This window comes from Streptomyces antnestii, assembly GCF_004005495.1.
In the GTDB taxonomy this organism is placed as follows: Bacteria; Actinomycetota; Actinomycetes; order Streptomycetales; family Streptomycetaceae; genus Streptomyces; species Streptomyces antnestii.
This window is the reverse complement of sequence record NZ_RZYA01000001.1, coordinates 958328-979302: the sequence shown is the minus strand read 5'-3', so window position 1 is coordinate 979302 and position 20975 is coordinate 958328. Positions and strand designations below refer to the sequence as shown.

Below are 20975 nucleotides of genomic sequence, written 5' to 3'. Positions count from 1 at the left end.
ACACCGCATCCCCGGCGACGAACAGGCGGCAACAGGGCTACTGGCGGCCGATCTTGGCGTACGACGCGGGCCGGATCTTCTTGAGCACCAGGGCCCAGACGATTCCGGCCACGAAGACGCCGTAGACGAGGGTGAGCATCGCGGCCACCGCGCCTCCGCCGTTGGGAACGAGGACTTCGATGTTCTTGCTGGCCAGCCACAGGCCGACACCGAGGCCGACCAGCGCCAGGCTTGGCGCGACGAGGCGGTGCCACGCGTTGGTGTCTTCGGGCTTCGTGCGGAACATGAACGCCAGGATCGCGATCGTCGTCACGAACAGCACGAGGATCAGGCCGTAGCCGTTACCGCCCGTCAGGGGTGCGTAGACGGTGAGCGGGTTCGCATTCATGGCGATCATGATCAGCACCGAGGCCAGCGCGACCGTGGTCATGACGACCGAGCCCAGGCTCGGCGAGCCATGCCTGGGGTGCACCTTGCCCAGCGCCTTCGGGAAGATCCCGTCGACACCGAGGTTGAAGATGTAGCGAGCGAGCACGTTGTGGCCGGCGAGTACCGAGGCGAAGGCGCCGGTACAGATCAGGACGGTGACGAGGTCGACCGCGAGGGTTCCCGAGAACGTCCGCACCGAGGCCAGCGCGGTGCCGGTCGGGTCTGCCTGGGTCTGGGCGATGACGCTCTTCTCACCGACGGCCTGTATCAGCACCCACACCGAGACGGCATAGCCGATACCGATGATGGCGATGAACAGGTACGCGGCTCTGGGGATGGTCTTGTTCGGGTTCTTGACCTCGTCGCGGAAGATGGCCGTGACCTCGAAGCCGGAGAAGCAGAGCATCGCGAACAGCAGGCCGATGCCGACATTGCCGGAGAACATGTTGTGGGGCGTGAAGGAATGCATCGACAGGCCGTGCGCTCCGCCACGCAGGAGCACGGACACGTCGTAGACGATGATCATCGCTCCCTCGAGGGCCATGGCGATGGTGAGCGCGCGGGCCGAGAACTCCACATTGAAGTATCCGAAGACGGCGACGACCACGACCGTCAACAGCGCGTACCACTTCCACGAGACGTCCGGCCCGTTGAAGGTGTCATGGACCAGCTTCTGCAGATAGATGCCCTCCAGCGGGAAGATCGCGATGAAGATCAGCCCATAGGTGACGATCGCGAGAAAGGCAGAGCCGAGGCCGACCTCACGGCCGAGTCCCTTGGTCACGTACGAGTAGAAGCCGCCCGGGTTGTCGATGTGTCGCGACATCTTGAGGAAGCCCACCGAGAACAACGCCACCAGGATGCCCGCCGCGACGAACACGGCTGGGGCGCCGACGCCGTTGCCGTACGCGATGACGAGCGGAAGGAACGAGATGACGCCCGCGATCGGGCCGTTGAAGGCCAGGACCGCGAACAGAAGCTTGAAGGTGTTCAGGTTGCCACGAAGCACGTGGTCCCGTTCTGAGCTGGTGTCCGCCGCGGGTGTCACCGTTTGATCGAATGCACTCATGTCCTCGGTCTCTCAGTAACGGGCTGCCGATACAGCAGCGCTCGTGTGGTCGGTTTACGCTGGAAGCTTTCTTGTGACGCTCCTCACGAAACTGTCCTCAGTCAGCCCGTCGCCGACCACAACAAAAAGTCTCACAATCGACCCCACGACGGTGCAGACTGCATCGCCCACTCATACGCTGCGAATAAAACGCAGATCGCCGCCCGCAATTTATACGGGCGGCGAGCAGGCGCTAGCAGACGCAGGGGCGAAATAGCCGGGCTGGGCCGACGCGTTTATTCGGACGGCAGCCGCCCTGGCCGCTTGGCAGCGAATTCACACGCCGAGGAATTCCGACAGCTCGCCGTAGTTGCCCTGCCAGATGCCGGGCGAGTTCTTCGGGTACTGCGATGTGAAGCCGAGGATCTTCTGCACCCGCTTGGGCAGGGTCTTGGCCCGCTCGGTGCCGACGATGAGCGGGTAGGCCTCCTCGCCGACGAGCATGCTCGGGCAGATGCCGAAGCTGACGCCGCGGCGGTACTGGTCGGAGCTGACGTTCGCGCCACCGCCGTGGGCGACCTTGCCGCTCATGAAGAGTGCGTCGCCGGGTTCCAGCAGCACAGGGATGGTCGCCTCGGGCGTTCCGCGGTCCTCGTAGTCCCGCCAGCGGTGACTGCCCGGGATCGCGCGAGTGGCACCGTTTTCCTCGGTGAACTCGGTCAGCGCGATGATGAAGTTGATACAGGCTTCTGGGCCGGCCGGGCCCAGAGGCAGGAATAGCGACGGCCAGACCTCGAGGTCGCGGTGCAACGGCTGCGCGGTGCTGTTCGGACCGATCTCGATGACCTGCGAGGAGCAGACCCAGTAGTCTCCGGACTCCTCGTTGAACACCGCAAAGCTGAGGTCGTTGATGATCTCCTTGTTGAGGATCTCCTTGACGAAGATGTCGCTGTAGACAACGGCGTCGAGACGCTTGGTGTTGGAGCCGAGGAAGGCCAGCATGTAGGGGTCCTCGGTGGTCTCGCCGCACGGCTTCCAGTCACCCACGACGGGGTCGAGCTCGGCATTGAAGGTGGCGACCTCTTCCGGGCTCAGCACACCCTGGAGGATGACCCCGCCGTCCTCCCGATAGATCGCCATGATGTCTGCGATCGGCGCCTTCGCCGGGATCTTCCTGAGGGTCTCGCTCATTTGCTTACCTCATTCCGCTGCGTACTTGTCGTCGCCATTGCGTGGACCGCTGGCGTGCTCCAGGCCAGGGCCTTCGGTATGAATCGGATCATGATCCGCTGTGATCCGGGTCTCATGATTCCCTTGGGCCGGTTTCGGCTGCCACTGAATCGTGCCCCACACTTCCGGAAAGAAGAGGTGAACTTTGCACAACCACCCCTGCGTCGTGCCCCGAGTCAGCCCCGGACCAGTCGGCGGTCGAACACCGCCGGGCCACACACGCTCCTGGAGAGCCGGTGCTTCTGGATCACGCCGGTGCCGGGGCTGCGCACGAATTCGGATGCACTCACCTGCTCGACGAACCGGGGTACCGCGAAGCGCGGCAGGTTCTTCTGACAGAATTCGAAGAACGCTGCAGCCTCGAAGGACGCGTCTTCCGAGCATGCGACCAGGACCTTGATTTCGTCCTCGCCACCCAACGCGTCGACGATGCCGATCGCCGCGATGTCGTCCACCCCGGGAGCCTCACGCAAGACCGACTCCAACTCGTAGGCCGAGATGTTCTCGCCCCGGTACCGCAGCGAGTCGGTCATCCGCCCCTTGAAGAACAGGTAGCCGTCCTCGTCGAGCATGCCGAGATCGCCCGTGTGGTACCAGAGGTCCCGCCATGAACTGACCGTGGCATCGGGTCGCTTCCAGTATCCGGACATGGTCATGTTGGGCACGTTCGGCCGATGACAGATCTCTCCCACCTTGCCGCTCGGCAGACGGAAACCGTCAGCGTCCAGGATCGCCACCTCGAAGGCCTCACACGGCGATCCGGCGCTTCCCCGCCTGCGTACGTCCGGAGAGTCGAAGGCGATACTGTCCGCCTCGGTCTGGCCGTAGAGGCTGATGACGGGGATACCCAGCCGATCCTCGAAGAGCTCGTACGCCTCGTCCGGTACCGGCGCGCACACGACGCACCGCAGCCGCACGTCTGATGCCGCAGGCGGCACCGCGGTCGCGACCGCGGAGAGCATCGAGCCCACGGCCAAGGTCCAGGCGCAACCGTGGGTGGTGATGTCTTTCCAGTACGCCCGGACGCTGAACCGGTCCCTGAAGTAGATCGACGCACCAGCCTCGATGACCGCGGGCAACAGGATGTGCGCGTCAACGTGGAAGAACGGGAGCACGAAGTATCCGACATCGCCGCCGCGGATGCCGAGCATGTCGCGGAAGGTGTCGGCGTGGTTCGCCAGGTATCCGCGCGGGAGCATGACGCCCTTGGACGGCCCCGTGGTTCCAGACGTGTACAAGATCGTCGCCAGGCTGCCGGCCGGCAGCCGTTGCTCGGCGGTGTCCAGCGCCGGGGCATCCACGTGCTCGCCCAAGGTGACGGGCGCCGCGAGCACTTGGAGCGGGATCTTGCCCGCGATCTCGGCGACATCGGAGAGGATCTCCGCGTCGACGAGGATCACCTTCGGGTCGCTGTCCTCGATGATGTGGCGCAGCATCCCGCCCTTCAACTCGTAGTTGACCGACACCTCGACGGCACCGATCCAGTACGCGCCGTACTGCCATGCAAGCCGGTGCGTCGAGTTGCGCGCCACGATAGCCACGCGATCCCCCTCGCCGACCCCGAGGAGCTCGACCAGATCGACGGCGCACCGACGGGCGAGGTCCACGAACTCGCCGACCGAGGCCCTTCCGTCCTCCGACGCCAGAAGAGGACGACCGGGCGCCTCCCGCTGCGCCCTGATCAGCATCTCGACAGGGCTTCGCCGCCGGTACCGGCTGGTCTCGCTGCTCACTTCCACCTTCGTCTCCGCTGCCGAACTCGTCATCTCTGCGCTCCGGCCGATTTCGCGACCGGGCCCGACGTGCGCAGCAGGTACTTCTGCACCTTGCCCGTCGCCGTCTTGGGCAGGTCCTCGACGAAGCGAATCTCCTTGGGCACCTTGAAGCCGGCCAGCGACTTCCGGGCGAACCGGATCAGGGTGTCCTGGTCGAGAACCGCTCCAGCGCGACGCACGACGTACGCCACGGGAACCTCACCCCAGTGGTGATGGCTCGCGCCCACCACGGCGACCTCGATGACGTCTTCGTGAGCCGCGAGCGCTTGCTCGACCTCGATCGAGGCGATGTTCTCGCCGCCCGCGATGATGATGTCCTTCGCCCGGTCCCGCAGCTCGAAGTAGCCGTCGGGGTGCATGACCGCCAGATCACCCGAGTGGAACCAACCACCTCTGAGCGCCTCGTTCGTCGCCTCGGGATCACGAAAGTACCCGCGCATCACGTTGTTCCCGCGCAGGATCACCTCCCCCACGGTCTCGCCGTCGGCCGGCACATCGCGCCCCTGAGGGTCGACGACCCGGTGGAGGCCGCCGAGAATGTTCGCGTTGCCCTGCCGGGCTTTGAGCTGTGCCTGCTCGGCCATGGGCAGCTCGGACCACTCGGGTTGCCACGCGCACACGGCTGCCGGGCCATAAGTCTCGGTGAGCCCGTAAAGGTGCGTGACGTCGATGTTGAAGTCGGCGAGCCTGGAGAGCAGGGACGGTGAGGGGGGAGCACCACCCGTGCCGACCCGCAGCGGCTGACCTCCCACCGCACGGGCGGACTCTTCGTTGGCCAGGCTGATCAGGACGGTCGGCGCAGCGTTGAGGTGGGTGATACTCAGACGCCCGATCATCTCCCAGATCCGCTTGGGGTCGATGGCATCAAGACACACGTGTGTGCCGCCGGCCGCCGTCACGGCCCAGACGAATGTCCACCCGTTGCAGTGGAACATCGGCAGGGTCCACAGATAGTTGGTCCGCAAGTCAAGACGGCCGTGCGTCACCATGGCAAGCGCCTGCAGATAGGCGCCCCGGTGGTCGTACATGACGCCCTTGGGACGCCCGGTCGTGCCGCTGGTGTAGTTGATCGACAGGAGATCGTGCTCGTCCGCGACCTCGCACAGCACAGGGTCTGCCCCATCGATCGCTTCCTCGTACTCACTCGCGCTCAGACGCCGACAGCCCAACTGTGCTGCCGCCGACTCGAACTCGTCGTCGTACAGGATGAGGCCGGCGCCCGAGTGGTCGATCAGACGCTGCAGTTCCTCCGGCAGCAGACGGAAGTTGAGAGGGACGAGCACCGCACCGAGGCTGGGGACGGCGTAGTGCGCCTCCAGCATCAGAGTGCTGTTGCGGCACAGGAGCGCGACCCGGTCGCCCGGGCGGATGCCCAGAGCCTCGAGTGCCCCTCCCGCGCGCCGGCAGCGATCGGCGAACTCGCCGTAGGTGAATCGTCGGTCGCCGTCAACGACCGCGGTGCGGTCGGCGAACAGCGTTTCGCTGCGCTTCAGGAAGTCAAGTGGCGTTGCCGGAACATGCATCGTCGTATCGCCCCTCAGCTCGTGGCACTCTGCCGGCGGCTGAGCCAGCCGGCCGGCACGGGAAACGGTGGCGCAACCGCCTTTGCCTGCACTGCGGTCGCAGACCGCATGAAGCGCCTGGTGTTCACTGAAAATCTCCGTTGAAAGATCCGGTGTCTCCTCACGGCCTCGGACGCCACTGACGCTGCGAGGGGCCGAGACTCGTCCGCACCCGGTGGAGGGACGCCTCGAGGAACCGGCAGACGACCTCGCGGGTCTCCCGTGGGTCGATCATCTGCTCGACACCGAAGTGCTCCGCAGTCTTGAACGGATCAGAGAGCCCCAGCATGCGCTCCTCCACGAGCCTCCGGTACGCCACAGGATCCTCGGCCGCCTCGATCTCCCTCCGGAACCCGGCCTCGACTCCGCCCTCGACGGGCAGGTCACCCCACTCTCCCGACGGCCACGCAAGCCGCAGGCCGAGGCGATCGGGGTTGGAGGTGGCGTTGACCGCCATCCCGAACGCCTTGCGAACCTGGACCGTCACCACGGGAACCTCTGCCTCCGCCAGCGATTGGACGGCACGCATCCCCCACCGGATCGTGCTCGACCGCTCCGCGTCGGGGCCGACCATGAAACCCGGCACATCGACGAAGTAGACGATCGGCAGGTGGAAGGTACTGCACGTGTCGACGAACCGGATCTGCTTCTCCGCAGCCTTGGCATCAATAGCACCGCCCAGCACCCCGGGGTTGTTGGCGATCACGCCGACCGGGATCCCGTCCATCCGGGCGAAGCCGGTCACGAGCGAACGGCCCCACTTGGGGCCGACCTGGAAGAACGAGTCGTTGTCGACCACCGCGCGGATCATCTTGTCGACGCGGTACGGTCGCCGCCTCTCCTCGGGAATGATGTCCAGAAGTTCCTCTGCACGGCGGTCAACCGGGTCCGAACGCTCCCCCCGCGGTGGCATCTCCCACACGTTCTGAGGCAGGTAGCTCAGCACGGTCTGCATCTGGCGGATCGCGTCGTCCTCATCCTCGGCGAGGTTGTCGATCGCTCCCGACACTCCGGTGTGGAGTGCGCCACCGCCGAGCTCGTGCTTGTCGACGTCGATGCCGAGAGCCCGCCGGACCAACGGCGGGCCGCCGGCGAAGAGGACGGAGTCCTTCGTCATGACAGAGAAGTGCGTGAGCACGGCTCGACCGGCAGTCGCTCCGACCGCGGCACCACTGATCATGCCCAGGACCGGGACCTGAGACAGCAACTCGATCGGCCGCTGCATGCTCACCGAGCTGGCCAGGTATGCGTAGCCCTTCTCGGCCTGGGCGGCCACGTCGCCGCCGATCCCCTCGAGGAACATGACCAGAGGGATCCGGTACTCGTGGGCCAGATCCTCGACGAAGCCGCCGAGGCCGCCCTTCATGCGCCCGAGGTAGGAGGTCGGAGCGCCGCCGCGAACGGTGAAGTCCTCACCTCCGAGCGCCACCGTCCGCCCGGCGAACTCCGCCAGACCACACACGTAGCTGGACGGGAGCGTGTCCAGCGACTGGCCGGTGGCGTCGACGTCCTCGTAGCAGGCGAGCTCGCCGATCTCGGTGAAGCTGGTCGTCGAGCGCTCGATCCGCTCGCGGATCGTGTACCTGCCCTGTTCGTGCGCGCGGGCGATGCGCCTTGCGCCGCCGAGCTCGCGTGCGCGGCTACGACGGTCCTGCAGCTCCTGCAGCGCGCCCTTCCAAGTAAAGCTCATCTCTTCCTCTCCGATCAGCCGGGCTCGACGCGTCGATGCCAGAGGCCGTTCCTGTCTCCAGTGGGTCGTGGGCACCACTGATGTCCGTCCAGCAGGCCGCAGACCCGTTCACCCGGCAGTGCTTCTCAGCCATGCGCGATCGGCCAACAGGTCGGCGCAGGTTTCTCCCCGTCGCCACTGATCCGTGCTCAGCAGTGCCGCATGGAAGGGCAGCAGGGTCGCCGGACCGCTGATCGTGAAGTCACGCAGCGCAGCCAGCATCCTGTCCGTGGCTGCATCCCGGTCCTCGGCCCAGACCACGAGCTTGGCGATCAAGGGGTCGTACCACTGGTGCACGGCATCGCCCGCTCGGACACCCGAGTCGACACGGACTCCCTCTCCGGACGGCTCGCGATAGTCCCCGATCCGAACCGGCGAGGGAAGGAAGTTCTTGGCCGCGTTCTCCGCGTTGATCCGGCACTCGATGGCATGGCCGCTGAGGCGTACAGCTTCCTGGGCCAACGTGAGCGGATGGCCGGCCGCGATGCGCAGCTGCTCGGCGACGATGTCGACCCCCGTGATCATCTCCGTCACCGGGTGCTCGACCTGGATCCGCGTGTTCATCTCGAGGAAGTAGAACTGGTCTCCGTCCAGCAGGCCTTCGATCGTGCCGGCCGAGACGTACCCCGTGGATCGAGCCGCGGCGATCGCGATCTCGCCGATGGCCGCGCGCAGTTCGGCGCTCACCGCCGGCGCCGGTGCCTCCTCGACGAGCTTCTGGTGGCGCCGCTGCACGGAGCAGTCGCGCTCGTGCAGGTGGATGACCGACCCGTGCTGGTCGGCGAGAATCTGCACCTCGACGTGGCGGGGGTTCGCGAGATAGCGCTCGGCGTAGACCGTCGGATCCCCGAAGAACCGCTCACCCTCGCCCGCCGCTCCGGTGAAGGCGGCCGGCACGTCGGATGCGTGGTGCGCGACACGGAAGCCCTTGCCGCCACCGGCTCCGGATGCTTTGAACGCCACTGGATATCCGAGGGACTCGGCAGCGGCGAGGGCGGCCTCCTCGTCCGCTATCGGCTCCGTCCCCCCGGGGACGACGGGCACCCCGGCCTTGATCATCAGGCGTCGGGCATTCAGCTTCGAGCCCATGGCACGCATCGCGCTCGCCGACGGCCCGATCCAGACCAGACCGGCGCGCTCGCACGCCTCGACCATGTCCGGATTCTCCGACAGCAGTCCGTATCCTGGGTGAATGGCGTCTGCGCCGGACGAGAGGGCCGCCTCGATGATGCGGTCGATGCGCAGGTAGCTCTCCGCCACGGGCGATCCACCGATGTGCACGGCATGGTCGGCGGCTACGACGTGAGCCGAGTCCGTGTCCGCGTCGGAGTAGACAGCGACCGACGCGATCGAGAGTTCCTGCAGGGTTCGGATCACCCGCAGCGCGATCTCTCCGCGGTTGGCAACCAGCACCCGGTTGAAGTAGCGCACGTGTTGCTCCGTCATACCAGCTCGACCAGCCGCTGATCCATCTCCACGAGGTCTCCCTCGGCAACGAGGATCCGTGCAACCACGCCGTCCTGCTCGGCCTCCACAGGGATCTCCATCTTCATGGCCTCGAGGATCATCAGGGTGTCGCCGTCACTGACGGTGTCACCCTCCCCGGCGAGGACCTTCCATACGGTCGCGGGGGTGTCAGCGGTGATCACGCAGCTGCTCATCGGTTCTCCTCTCAAGGTCGGACTGACCAGCGTCTCTGCCGGTCCAACCGTCGCGGACATCACCGGGTGTGCGCTGCGTCGATCTGCCGCGTATCGGGACCGCCTTCAGTGCACAGTGCACCCGGTAGCCGAGATCGATGTCAGGCACCATCGGCCGTCGACCACGTCGGGCGACCGTCTTGAGATGCCGGTAGCGTGATCACAGAGGCGGGCTCATTCCCCAAGGCAGGTCGTCATGGCGACACCCACACCAAATGAACCGACCCTCGGCAGTCCGCTCAGCCTCGCGACGACCGCGACCGCGGTCGTGGACGCCCACGGAATCGTGATCGGCTGGAACCACGCGGCCCAGGAGCTTCTCGGCTTCAGCCCCGAGGAGGTGATCGGAAAGCCAGTCCGCACGTTCTTCGTGCCGCTGGACGGCGGCCCCCTCATCGATCCGGACCAGCGACTGGAATGCTGGGGCCAGACACGCCTGCTGCGCCACCGGGCGGGGACCCACGTTCGGGCGGTGCTCTACGTTCCCGCACCGGGGCCGCGCCGGGCATCACAAGGCTGGGTGATTGTCGCCGTGCCCGCGGACGAGATGGAGCGCTGGAACCAGGACCAAGCCATGCTGGCCGGCCTTTTCGCCCAGTCGCCCCTTGCGCTGACGGTCTACGACCAGGACACCCGCGTCCGCTGGTTCAACGACGCGGTGGCCCGGATGGGCGTCCCGCGGGGGTCGATCGGCCACCTGTTGCGTGACGTCGCCCCTGACATGCTGGAGGGCGAAATCCTCACGCCGGAGTTCCAGCACCTCTCGGTCGAAGAGATCATCGACCAGGTCTACCGCACCGGCGAACCCGTGGTGGACCTGCACTTTCGCGGAGTCGTCCCGCAGGACCCGGCGCATCACCGGGTCTGGTCCGCCACCTACTTCCGGCTTCAGGACCCCGCGGACCGCGTGCTCGGGGTCTGCGAGTCGGCGTACGAAATCACCGGGCGCTACGAGGCGCAGCAGCGTCTGGCCCTGCTGGGCAGCTGCAGCACCCTCGGCCGGACGCTGGACGTGACACGCACGGCGCAGGAGTTGGTCACCCTCACCGTGCCCGACTTCGCGGACGCCGCCCGGGTCGAACTCGTCGAGACCGTCCTCGCCGGCGGGGACGTTCCGGCCACCCCCGGTCCACTGCCGCCTCTGCTCGTGCCGGTGGCGGAGAGTTCCCCGCCCTCGTCGGCGCCGCCCGCGCAGGCACCGCCCGTCCAGTGGCGATCGGCGGAGGCGCGCGACGGCTCCCGGCAGATCGTCCTGCCCCTGCGGATCGGCGACGCGGAACTCGGCCACGTCACCTTCACCCGGATCGCGCCCCGGGATCCGTTCAGCGCGGTCGATGTGGCCCTGGCCGAAGAGATGGTCTCGTATGCGGCCATCAGCCTCGACAACGCCCGTCGTTACGTACACCAGCGCGCCACCGCCCTCGTCCTGCAACGCCAGCTGCTCCCCCGCGCCCTGGCCGTGCCCAGCGCCGTGGAGGTCGCGCACCACTACGCCCCGACCGCCGGTCCACCGGGCGTCGGCGGCGACTGGTACGACGTGATTCCGCTGTCCGGCCTGCGGGTGGGACTCGTGGTCGGCGACGTGGTCGGCCACGGACTGCACGCCGCCGCGACGATGGGACGGCTCCGCACCACGGTCAGAGCCCTGGCCGGACTGGATCTCCCGCCGGACGAGCTGCTGAGCCGTCTCGACGACCTGGTCGCCCAGGCATCCATAGGGCTCGACCCCGGCGCCGATTCCCCGGAGGACCTGGCAATCGGAGCCCGGTGCCTGTACGCGGTGTACGACCCGGTCAGCCGTCGCTGCACCGTGGCAAGCGCCGGGCATCTGCCGCCGCTGCTCGTCCAGGAGCACGGCGCCTCGCTTCCGATCGATGTCCCCGTCGGACTGCCCCTGGGCGTCGCGGGGGTGGCCGGACTTCCCTACGAGAGCGTTGAGTTCGAGCTGCCCGAGAATGCTCTGCTGGTGCTGTTCACCGACGGACTCGTGGCGGGCCGGAAGCAGGCCGACGCCGAGGCCGGTGTGGTGGAGCTCTGCCGGAACCTCGACCGTCACCAGGACCTGTCCCCCCAGGAGACGCGGGATCTGATCATGGCCTGGCACGCCAACGATCCCGCGCCGGACGACGCGGTCCTGCTGGTCGTCCGGGCCCATGCACTGGAGACCGACCAGATGGCCAGCCTCTCGGTGTCCAGCGACCCCGCCGAGGTGGCGGCAGCCCGCGCCTGGGCCGCGGACCGGTTGACGGCCTGGGGCCTGGAGGAACTGTCGTTCGTCGTCGAGCTGATGGTGAGCGAGCTGGTGACCAACGCCATCCGTTACGGCAGGCCGCCGGTGCTGTTGCGCCTGCTTCGCGACCAGGACGGGGCTCTGATCTGTGAGGTCTCCGACGGCGGCCACACCTCGCCCCACCTGCGGCACGCCGGTCCCGACGACGAGGGTGGTCGCGGCCTCTTCCTGGTCGCCCAGTTGACGGGTCGTTGGGGCACCCGGTACACCCGCGGCGGCAAGACCATCTGGACAGAGGTGCCGACGAACCACGGCTGACGGCGCCGATCATCCGACCCGATCTCGGCCTGTGCGGGCGACCACGCACATGTGCCGCGCCTTTACGTCGTTAAGGCGAAAGCCTCCGAGGCTCCATAATGCCCCCAAGTTCCTTTTCCTTCGAAAGCTCCTTCAATTATCGCGCTCACCGAGGGTACGGGGAATCACGTAGGATCACCGTGTGACCGCCCAGCCTGCGAGCACCGGACAGCAGAGTTCTCACCACGTCGACGACGCCGATGCGAACAACGACACGCGCGCGCGGATCCTTTCGACGGCGCGGGACCTCTTCCTCAGCCGCGGCTATGCGGGCACCAGCACGTCCGCGATAGGCAAGGCCATCGGCATCTCGGCGCCCGCGCTCTACTGGCACTTCCCGTCGAAGGAGGCCGTTCTCTTCACCTTGATCGAGGAGCGGCTGACCGCCTTCGCCCGGATCGTGGACTCGCAGCACGCCGCCCCGGTCCAGCGCCTCGCCGACCTGGTCAGGAAATACGTACTGACGCAGCTCTCCGCAAGCACCGACGCGGCCGGGTACGCCTCGCTGGTCGGCATGGCCGAGGCCGCACACCTTCTCACGCCCGAGCACCAGGACACATTGAGAACGATGCAACGTGTGACCTACGAGCGTTTCTCCACCACGTTGCGCGACGGCGACACTGCGGGAGACTTCACCCTCGCCGACACCAGCGCCACCGCATTCGCGATCATCGCGATGTGCGAGCACGTCAACGAGTGGGTTCGCCCGGGTGGGCGCCTCGATCCCGAGGCCGTCGCCGAGGAGTACGTGGTGTTGGCCTGGCGCATGGCCGGCGCGCGAACCGACATCGCAGAGGTGTAGGCGGGCGCGCTGAAGATCCGCACCAATTTTGGAAGCTCTACGTGGTGCAACCTGCCGCCGACCCGCGTTCGCGACCGAGAACCGCAGCCTGAACACCGAAGAAATGGCAAAAGGCTTCCAGGACCCTCGGTGGAAAAGTGCGCTAATCCACAGGTCGGGAAATGCCACAGGTGGCAAGCGCGGAATAGCCCTGATCCCCGAGGCCGAGTTCGCGGGCAGCGCTCATGCTCGCCAGTGCGGCGCTGTACATCCGGGCGTGATGGCCGGCGTCGTGCATCACGTTCAGTACGGGGACGCTGCCATCGTAGAAAGTGTCGATGGTCGCCTGATCGGTCGCGTGCTCCCCTGTGGTGACGGCAGCCGAGATCTCCGGCGCCGCGTGCCCCACAAGGTCGATCAGCAGCGGCGTCAGGGTATCGATATCCTCACGGCTGATGCCCTGGTCCGCGGCGAAGCCGACCGCCTCGACGTAGGCCGCGAGCGCAGGTACGTAGAACGCCGAGTACCAGACAGACATCAGCATCGAGACCCGTGGGTCAGCCGCGACATGATGGGTCTGGCCACCCAGCCGACGGAGCACACCAGAATACTCGGCCCACGCCTCCGGTGACCCGGCGTAGCTGAGGAATGCCTCGGGCGACCCGATACCCTCCGGATAGCAGGCCGCCATGCCGTCCAGGTACCGCGCGCCCATGGCCGTGATGCGGGCGTGCATCCGATCGGCCTCGTCCGGCGTCCCTGTGGCCAGGTTGACCAGCGTCGCGCCCTGCCACCCGGTTGCGCCTGCGATGTTCGACCAGAGCGCCTCGTAGTCCGCCGTCACCGCGATGATCAACGGCGCCGCCCTGACGGCCTCATGGATGTCGGCGATGGCCGTCACGCCGTCGTCAGCCAGCGCCACGGCCTTGCTGTGGGTGCGGTTCCAGGCGGCGACCGACGTGCCGGTGCGAGCCAGGGTACGTGCGACCGCCGCGCCCATCAGACCGCAGCCAAGGACCACGACAGCGTGCGTGCGAACGTTCCGCGTCATCGTTCTTCCCTCCTGTTCCAATCGAAGTGGCCAGTACCCCGCAGGAGCACGGCCTGTCAGCTCTCGAAGGGTCCGTACATGACGAACCAGTCCCGCAGCGGCGTTCGCAACTCCCAGTGAGCCTCGACGCCCGGCTGGAAGACGACGCTGTCGCCTGCAACGATCTCCCGGCTCTTCCCGTCGACCGTCAGCGTTCCCTCACCCTCGATGAAGGTCAGCACCGAGTGGTTGTTCACCTTCAGCTTCTGCACACTCGGCTCCACCTTGCTGAGCCCGATCCAGACATGTTCGGTGGCAACGAGCGTGCACACCCGCGGCTGCGGATCGCCCTCGATCGCGGTCATGCCCGCGTCCTCGAGGCTGATCGGCACGAACTCGACGCCGGTTGCATCGAAGCGGATCTTGTCAACGATGTCTGTCATGGTGGAAACCTTCCTCTTGACTGCGGGGTCGCGTGACACGATGCCGACGACATCACGAGGTGCGCGTCGCGAACCCGGACCAGATCTCAACTCGCGCCGAGCTTGCGGCGGCCGAGCCAGTCGGCGAGACCAATGCCCATCAGCGCACCACCATTGACGTAGCTGGGTGCACGCAGTCCGGGACGCTGGCGAGGTCGAGGCCGCCGTTGACCCCGCCGGGAAGCGCCTATTCGCCGCTGATCCGGACTATCTTCTCCTGGTAGTCCGCAGTCCGCAGTCCCTCAACGGCATTGACACCGGCCGGACACACTCGCACCGCCCGCTCGGCCTCATCCCGTTGGTCGTCGCTTGGACCCTCGACGAGCAGAGTCGCCAACCCGCTGTCGTCACGAATGTCGAACAAGTTCGGCGACTCGCGCATGCAGCAGGCGTAACCCAAGCACTCGGCGAGATCGACACTGCGCTTCATCGTCATGACATTGGCTCTATTCAGAGAATCGCCGACCCTGACAGACCTGCAGCTCGCGTCGGGCAGCAGGCGGTCATCCGGATCTCATTGTCGAGCTCCAGAGCAGTCGGTTGCCACAACAGCATGCTCCAGAATCAGAGTCCGCCCGTGTGCAAGTTGCACACAGGCGCGTTCGGCCGAGGTCGCGGGCAACAGGACTCCGCTCAGAAACGCGTTCTTCGGGTTGGCCTGCTCGAAGCCGACGTTCAGCAGGTATGCCTCCTCACCCACGAGTCGCGTACCCGCGGCCAAGGAGCAGCACCGTTGGTACATGTCTCGCCATACGGGCGGGTAACGATGCTTGCGGCAAGCATCCGGTAACGATCCAGGTGCGTACGTTGCGTGACGTTGCGCCACTCCTAGCATGCGTGCATGCCATTGCTTCCAAACCGCGTCAGACGTCCACGCCTCGCCCCGGAACTCGACGACGCCGATCTGGGCAGACTCCTGAAGCGTCTGATCTCGACGACCCGGTCCAGCACCCCCGGGACGACGGACATCTGTGTGGCTCAGCTAGCACGATTCCTGGAGCAAAGCCCAGGGGACTTCGACCGCAGGACACACCGCCTGTCCGTCCTTGCCGGCTTCCTTTCCGAGTCGCACCTGCCCACCGCTTGGGCGATGCGGGAGCCACGCAACGCGAACGCCCTGCTCCTGCAGTCCTGGTCCGAACTCGAACGGGCCCGCGCGGCCGGGGAGTTGGCCGACGCATCCTCGATGTGGAAACGATGCCTGCTGGTGGCGGAACTCGACCCGCGGGACCCCGCACCCTGGGTCGTGATGCTGGGCGTCGCACGCCTGGAACGTCATGGCAGGGCAGACGTCTACGCGACCTGGAACGAGATCCTGACGCGGGATCGATGGCATCGCGAGGCGTACCTGAGCATGCTCGCCTATCTGAGCCCCCAAGAATCAGGATCGACAGCGCAGATGGTCGAGTTCGTCGACTCGGTGCGGCCACGGATGCCGGCGAACGCGCCCTGTGCCTCTGTGGACCTCAGAGTCCACGTGACACACTTTCACGCCGCGGTGGCCCGTGGCGGTGCGGAAGCGCTTCTGGCCCCCAGCCGCTGGAGCGTTCCGCAGGCGGCTGAGCTCCTGGAGCGGGCACAGACCACGTGGCCCCAGCCGGCGTTCTTCAGCCATGCCGCGACCCTGGCCGATCTGAACCTGCTCACCTACGCACTGACCGTCGCCAACAAGCGACGCGAAGCCGCTCCTGTCTTCGATGCCATCGGTGGGAGAGTCACCAGCTGGCCCTGGCACGTCGAAGGCGATCCGCTGACAGCGTTCGAGTCCGCACGCAGCAAGGCGAGATGACCCTGCCCTCTCCCCGACGTCTCGCCGAGGTAGCCGGCGGCCATGTACTCGACGACCCGTCGCCGGGAGAGCGCGCGTTGCTCGCAGTGTTTGTCTCGAGAGTGGCGCCGAGACACCCCAGGGTCGTCGCACGGCGAGAAGGCGACGATCGCCGTAGCGACCCACGCTGGTCGGCTACACCCGGGCCGTCTACTACGATCTGCTGCCCGGCTTCGGCCCGCTGCGCCGGCTCGATCTGCGCGCCCGGCACGTTCAGGAGGGGCTGGCCAGCCAGCGCGCCGCCGGACGCGGGCCCGTCACTTTCTACCGAACCGCCGGCACCTTGCGGACCGCACTCAACGCCGCTGTACGCACCCGCCACCTGGCCTACAACCCCGCCGCCTACGCCATACCCGCCCAGCCCGCCGCGCCAGAGCGGCAGGTGTTGGACCCTGGCGCAGGCGGCCGCCTTCCTGCTGCACAACGCCACCGCCTACGCCGACCAGCTCACTGACCTATTCGAGCTGATGATCCCGGGCTGCGCCGCGGCGAAGCACTCGGCCTGCACTGGCACGACGTCCACCTGGCCGAGCTGTGCGTGCCGGAAATTACACCCACGCAGGTCAGCTCAGCCACGACGTGACCGTTCGCAATCCGGCATGATCGCTGCTCAAGCTTGTCCGCATCGTTTACCTCGCCGTGACCCAGACCTTCGCAGCACTACGGTTACTGTCGATGACCGACCGCGAGAAGGACGCCGAGACGAGGCCCTCCGCCACCAACTCGGCCTCCTGCAACGGCAACTCGACGGAAAACGCCCCCGCTTCCACGCCGCGGACCGCGCATTCCTAGGCGCACTGCTCACCCCGCTCCCGCCCGCGGCACTAGGTCGACTCCGGCTGCTGGCCCTGCGGGTGCCGACAAGCCATCCGGCCAGGTCACGGGCTTGGCGGAGTCGAAGCAGTCCCGCGGGGAGGACTCTGGGTGGCTCAGGCGACGAGGGCACTGGCCAGGTGGATCGGGAAGGGTGCAGCAGGGGGTGCTGCGCGAGAGCTTCTGCGCCAGGTTCTGGATCTGTGAGACCAGGCGCGCTTGCGCGTGTGTTCGCTCCCACCCCAGCAGTGTTCGGGTACGTCGTACCCGAACACTGGTCGCCACCGCATGAGACTTGGGGGCGTGCGCGGGCGGGCGGCTCGAGGGCGGTCAGCGTGCGAGTGTGACCTTGACCGGCGCGTTGGGGCAGGTGGCCGCGTTCTCGGACAGCGCGGATTCTTCGGACGGGTCGATGGTGAGCTGCCAGCGGACCTTCACGGCGATCCAGTCGGTGATGTACTCGCACCGGTCGCCGGCGAACGGCGGCATCCACGTGGACGGGTCCTGGTCGGCTTTCGACCGGTTCGTCTTCGCGGAGACCGCGATCAGAGAGCGGTCATCGCCGAGGTCATTGGCGTACGCCTCGCGCTCCTTCGCGGTCCACTCCCCCGCACCCGAGTCCCACGCTTCGGCGAGCGGAACGCGGTGGTCAACATCCAATTTTCCGGGGGCGTCGAGGTACTGGTTGTCGTATGCGGAGTACCACTCGCCGCCGGACAGCTTGCACTTCGGCCCCTGTTCGGGCGTGCTGAACGCTTCCGCCTTGAGTACCTCGGCCCGGGTGTTGCAGCCGTCCTTATCGGCGTCGGTCCAGTGCTTGAAGCTGGTGCGCTGGTAGCCGGTGCGGTCCTCGGCCTGCACAGGGAGCGCCTTCAGAGCGTTCTGCAGCGGCATGGTGAGGATGTCACCAGGGTTGCCGAACGGGCCGGGTGCAGCCTGCGCATTGGCCGTGGGGATGGTGAGGGCGGCGATGGCGGCGAGCAGGGTGATGGTGCGGGAAAGGGCGCGCACGAGACTCCTCGAAGAGCACGAAACTGGTCGTGATCTTCGTACCGAGTCCGTGGCGCACGACGTGCCGCAGACGGCACTCATGTCGCTCGGGCGGACGGTAAGTCGGATCGTCGCAAGATGTGCTCAAGTTCGGCCCTGGGAAAGCGTAGTGGCCGTCGGGGCACTTCGGCATACCTGTGCTGGCTCGGGCGGAAATCGTACGAGCGTTGCCGCATGACGCCTGACGGGGATACTGGAAGTAGTTCTTCCGACTGCTGACAGCTCGTGGGTGATACCCGGCGGCGCGACCTCTGCCCCGGCGATGCCCGAGCACCCGTCCCGGTACCCGGCCTTTCCCGCAAGCGAGGAGCAGATCGTGGTTTGTGATGCCGCCGCGGGTAGCCGTTCTTCGTCGACTGCGAGGCTATAGGTGCGTCTGCACCCAGTACGCGAGCAGGCCGGTGAGCGCGGTGCCCGCTCCGTACGCCAGCCCGCGCACCAGGTGGGCGAGGATGACACGTAATGCGCGGCGCCGTCGGGGCGCTGGGGGCGGCTCAAAAGGGGCTGCCGAATCAGACATGGGGACTCCTCGAAGTGTGGATGCCTACGAATGCGGAACTGATGGGTGTTCACATCTCGACAAGGCGGGGGTTGTCGATGAAGGTGCGCATGATGTCGGTCCAGGGGTAGTTGGTGACGAGGTCGGCGGCGATCTGGTCACGGGGCGGTGCGATGTCCTGGATGAGTTGGGGCAGGTGCCGACGCCTTCGGTAGCCGAGGAAGCGGGCGTACCAGCGCCATGCCCGGGCCTGGTTGAGGCCGGTGTTGTCGATCGCGTAGTGGGTGGCGAGCAGGTGCGCGGCGAGGGCGTCGTCAGCGCCGGCGGCGAAGCCCCACCAGAAGACGGCGCTGTGGCGGCGGCCCAGGAGGTAGAGCAGGCAGGCGAAGGTGCGGGCACCGGCGCGTTCGTACAGGTCGAACTGCTCGTGTTCCTGGGAGCACAGCACGGTCTCGCAGACCTCGAGGAGGTAGGTCTGTGTGGCGCGGGGGTGGGAGAGAAGGTTGCGGTGGACGATCGGGAGCGGGCGGCGGCGCCGGGCCCGACGGCTGCGGGGTCGGACGGCGTCATGGCGGGCGGTCGGCGGCTGCGCGGTGGCGGGCTCCCGGCCCCGGTCGCTGTCGCCTCCTGTGGCGCGACGGACGCGCGGGGGGCGGGGGGTTTCGGCGGCGATGCGCTTGGCCAGGCGGCTCATGAAATCCGCGGTGTCGTGCGTGGAGACCATGTCCTCCACAACGCGGGCCTCGGCGAGCAGCAGCTCCTCTACGTCGAGGTCGTCCGCGCTGTGGTCGGCGTTGAGCTCGTCCAGGCGGTGGTTGCTCATCGTTCTCCTTCGTTCCTGGTCGGCCGGAGCAGACGGCGCAGGTGCACGCGGCCCTTGCTGAGGTTGGTACGGACGGCGGCCGCGGTACTGCCGGTCTGCTCAGCGATCTCCGCGGACGCCAGTCCCTCGAAGTAGTGCAGCCGGACGCAGCGGGCCTGGGTGGGCGCAGTGCGCTCGAGCGTGGCCATGGCCCGGTGGAGCTCCTCGTAGCCGCGAAGCTTGAGGAGTTCGTCGATGGTGCCGCCGTCAGACACAAGGGTCTGGATGTCGTCGGCCAGGATCTCCCGGCCGGCGCGACGGGCCTGGCGACGGTAATGATCGACCCAGAAGCCGTGCACGATCTTGCGGACCAGGCCCAGGCGGTTCCGGCTCGCCTCGATGTAGGGCCAGCGCTCGTATACGCGTATGGCGGCGTCCATGAGGATCTCGTCGGCGTCGAAGACGGTGCGGGTGCGCACCACGAGGTAGCGCAGCAAGTAGTCCTTGTTCTGCCGGAAGAACTCGTCGAAGGCGGCGTCGTGCGCGCTCTGCGCGACGGGGTTCTCCTGGTCGGACGCGTCCGCGTCGCTCATCAGGCCCCCTCGGAACGGACGGCGCACGAGTGCGTGCGGCCCACGGAGGCCTGGCGGGCCGTAGCGGGGCGCTGGAGGGTACGGCGCGTTGTTGCGCCGATGGCCGTCGCTGCCTGGTGCGAGCGCGGGGTGCGGAAGCCTTCGAGTTCCCGCTGCCCGACGCGGTTCTGCCTCATGGTGTCTCCTCAGTGGATGCGCAGGTCCGTGCTCAAGCCGGATGCGCCTGCGAACGCCTCATCGCGTCGTGCCTATAGAACCGATCGCGAGGCGCTCAGAGTTAACCGTTTGCCCAAGCCGTAAACGGATGATGCCCTTCGATTCAGTTACACAGCGTGTGACCTGCGGCTTACGTTCCGCGAAAATTTGGGGTGTGACCCATCCCACGTGGAGGGCATGCCAACTCCCGGTTTATCGCCACCTGTTCGCCACCCTGCGCCGGGGCACAACCGCTCTGACAAGGCACTCTGTGCCACCCGGCGAAGGGATCCGGAGGACTCGGCCGTTCCGCGCCAAGTGAAATGCATATATCAGCCACCCTCGCGAGGGTCGGCCGGGCGACTGATCCATACCCAGGCATGTTGCGCTCGGTAGTGACAGAGTCTGATCGAAAATATTCGCGATCCCGAGGCCCTGCCCCGCGCCGTGAAAATTTGCAGCCCCTCATCACAACCACCTTCATCAATCACGACATCGGCTCGTGCCACCCCACCGGACGCCTGCCGAGCAGAAGGAGTTGTCGCAGCGACGACGGTTGCCCGGCGCACAGCTGCGGCTTCAATCGCAGCGGCCTGGCGGCGTCGCCCGGAACGACGTCGGGCTTGGGGAACGCGCGCTGGGACAGCTCTCGCATCACGGCGTTCGGCCGCTCCACCGCCTCCGCGATAGCCTGGTCCACGCGGGACGGCGGCGTCGCCTCCTGGTGCGCGGCGAGCGCGGCGGTGGCCGTCCGAGGCCGTCTCCCGGGTACGCGGCGGTCCAGCGGTCGTGGCGGCCCAGGGCTCCGGATCGGCGTCGGCCGGCTCGGGCACCGCCACGAA

At 67.0% G+C, this 20975-nt stretch carries 19 protein-coding genes; 3 read left to right on the top strand and 16 right to left on the bottom strand.

Translation table 11 applies throughout. From position 1 onward, the window contains the following. Positions 1 to 37: 37 nt before the first annotated feature. From EOT10_RS04105 to EOT10_RS04075, 7 genes are all read right to left on the bottom strand, one after another. Entirely contained in the window at positions 38 to 1498 is a 1461-nt protein-coding gene (locus EOT10_RS04105; protein ID WP_127826613.1) for an APC family permease, read from the bottom strand. Positions 1499 to 1813: 315 nt separating this feature from the next. After that, the gene (locus EOT10_RS04100; RefSeq protein WP_127826612.1) at positions 1814 to 2668 is read right to left on the bottom strand and encodes a phytanoyl-CoA dioxygenase family protein; all 855 of its coding nucleotides are present in this window, start codon (positions 2666 to 2668) and stop codon (positions 1814 to 1816) included. 215 nt (positions 2669 to 2883) lie between these two features. Further along, positions 2884 to 4440, bottom strand: coding sequence for a class I adenylate-forming enzyme family protein (locus EOT10_RS04095; protein ID WP_189491088.1), 1557 nt, complete (start codon positions 4438 to 4440; stop codon positions 2884 to 2886). 29 nt (positions 4441 to 4469) lie between these two features. Beyond that, on the bottom strand, positions 4470 to 6005 hold the full coding sequence (locus EOT10_RS04090) for an AMP-binding protein (RefSeq protein ID WP_127826610.1): 1536 nt from the start codon (positions 6003 to 6005) through the stop codon (positions 4470 to 4472). A gap of 160 nt (positions 6006 to 6165) precedes the next feature. Next, positions 6166 to 7734, bottom strand: a complete 1569-nt coding sequence (locus tag EOT10_RS04085) for an acyl-CoA carboxylase subunit beta (RefSeq protein ID WP_127826609.1) — start codon at positions 7732 to 7734, stop codon at positions 6166 to 6168. 108 nt (positions 7735 to 7842) lie between these two features. Continuing rightward, positions 7843 to 9219 carry an acetyl-CoA carboxylase biotin carboxylase subunit gene (locus tag EOT10_RS04080; protein WP_127826608.1) on the bottom strand — a complete coding sequence of 459 codons (1377 nt, stop codon included), beginning with the start codon at positions 9217 to 9219 and terminating at the stop codon, positions 7843 to 7845. Beyond that, positions 9216 to 9434, bottom strand: coding sequence for a biotin/lipoyl-binding carrier protein (locus tag EOT10_RS04075; protein ID WP_127826607.1), 219 nt, complete (start codon positions 9432 to 9434; stop codon positions 9216 to 9218). The genes EOT10_RS04080 and EOT10_RS04075 overlap by 4 nt, the downstream gene beginning before the upstream one ends. A gap of 235 nt (positions 9435 to 9669) precedes the next feature. Between EOT10_RS04075 and EOT10_RS04070 the strand changes: the two genes are divergently transcribed. Both EOT10_RS04070 and EOT10_RS04065 read left to right on the top strand, forming a co-directional pair. Then, entirely contained in the window at positions 9670 to 12021 is a 2352-nt protein-coding gene (locus EOT10_RS04070) for a SpoIIE family protein phosphatase (RefSeq protein ID WP_127826606.1), read from the top strand. Between the two features lie 181 nt (positions 12022 to 12202). Further along, the gene (locus EOT10_RS04065) at positions 12203 to 12862 is read left to right on the top strand and encodes a TetR/AcrR family transcriptional regulator (protein WP_127826605.1); all 660 of its coding nucleotides are present in this window, start codon (positions 12203 to 12205) and stop codon (positions 12860 to 12862) included. 142 nt (positions 12863 to 13004) lie between these two features. Here EOT10_RS04065 and EOT10_RS04060 read toward each other — a convergent pair whose 3' ends face one another. From EOT10_RS04060 to EOT10_RS04050, 3 genes are all read right to left on the bottom strand, one after another. After that, positions 13005 to 13952: an NAD(P)-binding domain-containing protein gene (locus EOT10_RS04060; RefSeq protein WP_262985394.1), complete on the bottom strand. Its 948-nt coding sequence runs from the start codon at positions 13950 to 13952 to the stop codon at positions 13005 to 13007. Continuing rightward, positions 13949 to 14314 carry a cupin domain-containing protein gene (locus EOT10_RS04055; RefSeq protein ID WP_127826603.1) on the bottom strand — a complete coding sequence of 122 codons (366 nt, stop codon included), beginning with the start codon at positions 14312 to 14314 and terminating at the stop codon, positions 13949 to 13951. Before EOT10_RS04055 ends, EOT10_RS04060 begins: the two co-directional genes overlap by 4 nt. A gap of 226 nt (positions 14315 to 14540) precedes the next feature. Then, complete coding sequence (locus tag EOT10_RS04050) at positions 14541 to 14789, bottom strand: ferredoxin (protein ID WP_223280744.1); 249 nt, start codon at positions 14787 to 14789, stop codon at positions 14541 to 14543. 654 nt (positions 14790 to 15443) lie between these two features. On the opposite strand from EOT10_RS04050, the gene EOT10_RS04045 reads away from it, so the two are divergent. After that, positions 15444 to 16142, top strand: a complete 699-nt coding sequence (locus tag EOT10_RS04045) for a hypothetical protein (protein ID WP_146003132.1) — start codon at positions 15444 to 15446, stop codon at positions 16140 to 16142. Positions 16143 to 17324: 1182 nt separating this feature from the next. Here the strand turns inward: EOT10_RS04045 and EOT10_RS04035 are convergent. The 6 genes from EOT10_RS04035 to EOT10_RS42815 all read right to left on the bottom strand — a co-directional run bounded on the left by EOT10_RS04035 (position 17325) and on the right by EOT10_RS42815 (position 20833). After that, positions 17325 to 18005: an HNH endonuclease family protein gene (locus EOT10_RS04035; protein ID WP_223280743.1), complete on the bottom strand. Its 681-nt coding sequence runs from the start codon at positions 18003 to 18005 to the stop codon at positions 17325 to 17327. Positions 18006 to 18408: 403 nt separating this feature from the next. Continuing rightward, complete coding sequence (locus EOT10_RS41090) at positions 18409 to 18564, bottom strand: hypothetical protein (protein ID WP_189491084.1); 156 nt, start codon at positions 18562 to 18564, stop codon at positions 18409 to 18411. A gap of 49 nt (positions 18565 to 18613) precedes the next feature. Then, positions 18614 to 19366, bottom strand: a complete 753-nt coding sequence (locus EOT10_RS04030; RefSeq protein ID WP_127826600.1) for a hypothetical protein — start codon at positions 19364 to 19366, stop codon at positions 18614 to 18616. Next, positions 19363 to 19938: an RNA polymerase sigma factor gene (locus tag EOT10_RS04025; RefSeq protein WP_127826599.1), complete on the bottom strand. Its 576-nt coding sequence runs from the start codon at positions 19936 to 19938 to the stop codon at positions 19363 to 19365. The genes EOT10_RS04030 and EOT10_RS04025 overlap by 4 nt, the downstream gene beginning before the upstream one ends. Beyond that, positions 19938 to 20114, bottom strand: a complete 177-nt coding sequence (locus EOT10_RS41085; protein WP_189491081.1) for a hypothetical protein — start codon at positions 20112 to 20114, stop codon at positions 19938 to 19940. The genes EOT10_RS04025 and EOT10_RS41085 overlap by 1 nt, the downstream gene beginning before the upstream one ends. A gap of 506 nt (positions 20115 to 20620) precedes the next feature. After that, the gene (locus EOT10_RS42815) at positions 20621 to 20833 is read right to left on the bottom strand and encodes a hypothetical protein (RefSeq protein ID WP_317617327.1); all 213 of its coding nucleotides are present in this window, start codon (positions 20831 to 20833) and stop codon (positions 20621 to 20623) included. Positions 20834 to 20975 lie beyond the last annotated feature (142 nt).

Coding starts and splice junctions, on each gene's coding strand:
- EOT10_RS04105 (WP_127826613.1), bottom strand. CDS start 1,498: ATGAGTGCATTCGATCAAACGGTGACACCCGCGGCGGACACCAGCTCA.
- EOT10_RS04100 (WP_127826612.1), bottom strand. CDS start 2,668: ATGAGCGAGACCCTCAGGAAGATCCCGGCGAAGGCGCCGATCGCAGAC.
- EOT10_RS04090 (WP_127826610.1), bottom strand. CDS start 6,005: ATGCATGTTCCGGCAACGCCACTTGACTTCCTGAAGCGCAGCGAAACG.
- EOT10_RS04085 (WP_127826609.1), bottom strand. CDS start 7,734: ATGAGCTTTACTTGGAAGGGCGCGCTGCAGGAGCTGCAGGACCGTCGT.
- EOT10_RS04080 (WP_127826608.1), bottom strand. CDS start 9,219: ATGACGGAGCAACACGTGCGCTACTTCAACCGGGTGCTGGTTGCCAAC.
- EOT10_RS04075 (WP_127826607.1), bottom strand. CDS start 9,434: ATGAGCAGCTGCGTGATCACCGCTGACACCCCCGCGACCGTATGGAAG.
- EOT10_RS04070 (WP_127826606.1), top strand. CDS start 9,670: ATGGCGACACCCACACCAAATGAACCGACCCTCGGCAGTCCGCTCAGC.
- EOT10_RS04055 (WP_127826603.1), bottom strand. CDS start 14,314: ATGACAGACATCGTTGACAAGATCCGCTTCGATGCAACCGGCGTCGAG.
- EOT10_RS04050 (WP_223280744.1), bottom strand. CDS start 14,789: ATGACGATGAAGCGCAGTGTCGATCTCGCCGAGTGCTTGGGTTACGCC.
- EOT10_RS04045 (WP_146003132.1), top strand. CDS start 15,444: ATGCGGGAGCCACGCAACGCGAACGCCCTGCTCCTGCAGTCCTGGTCC.
- EOT10_RS41090 (WP_189491084.1), bottom strand. CDS start 18,564: ATGTCTGATTCGGCAGCCCCTTTTGAGCCGCCCCCAGCGCCCCGACGG.
- EOT10_RS04030 (WP_127826600.1), bottom strand. CDS start 19,366: ATGAGCAACCACCGCCTGGACGAGCTCAACGCCGACCACAGCGCGGAC.
- EOT10_RS04025 (WP_127826599.1), bottom strand. CDS start 19,938: ATGAGCGACGCGGACGCGTCCGACCAGGAGAACCCCGTCGCGCAGAGC.
- EOT10_RS41085 (WP_189491081.1), bottom strand. CDS start 20,114: ATGAGGCAGAACCGCGTCGGGCAGCGGGAACTCGAAGGCTTCCGCACC.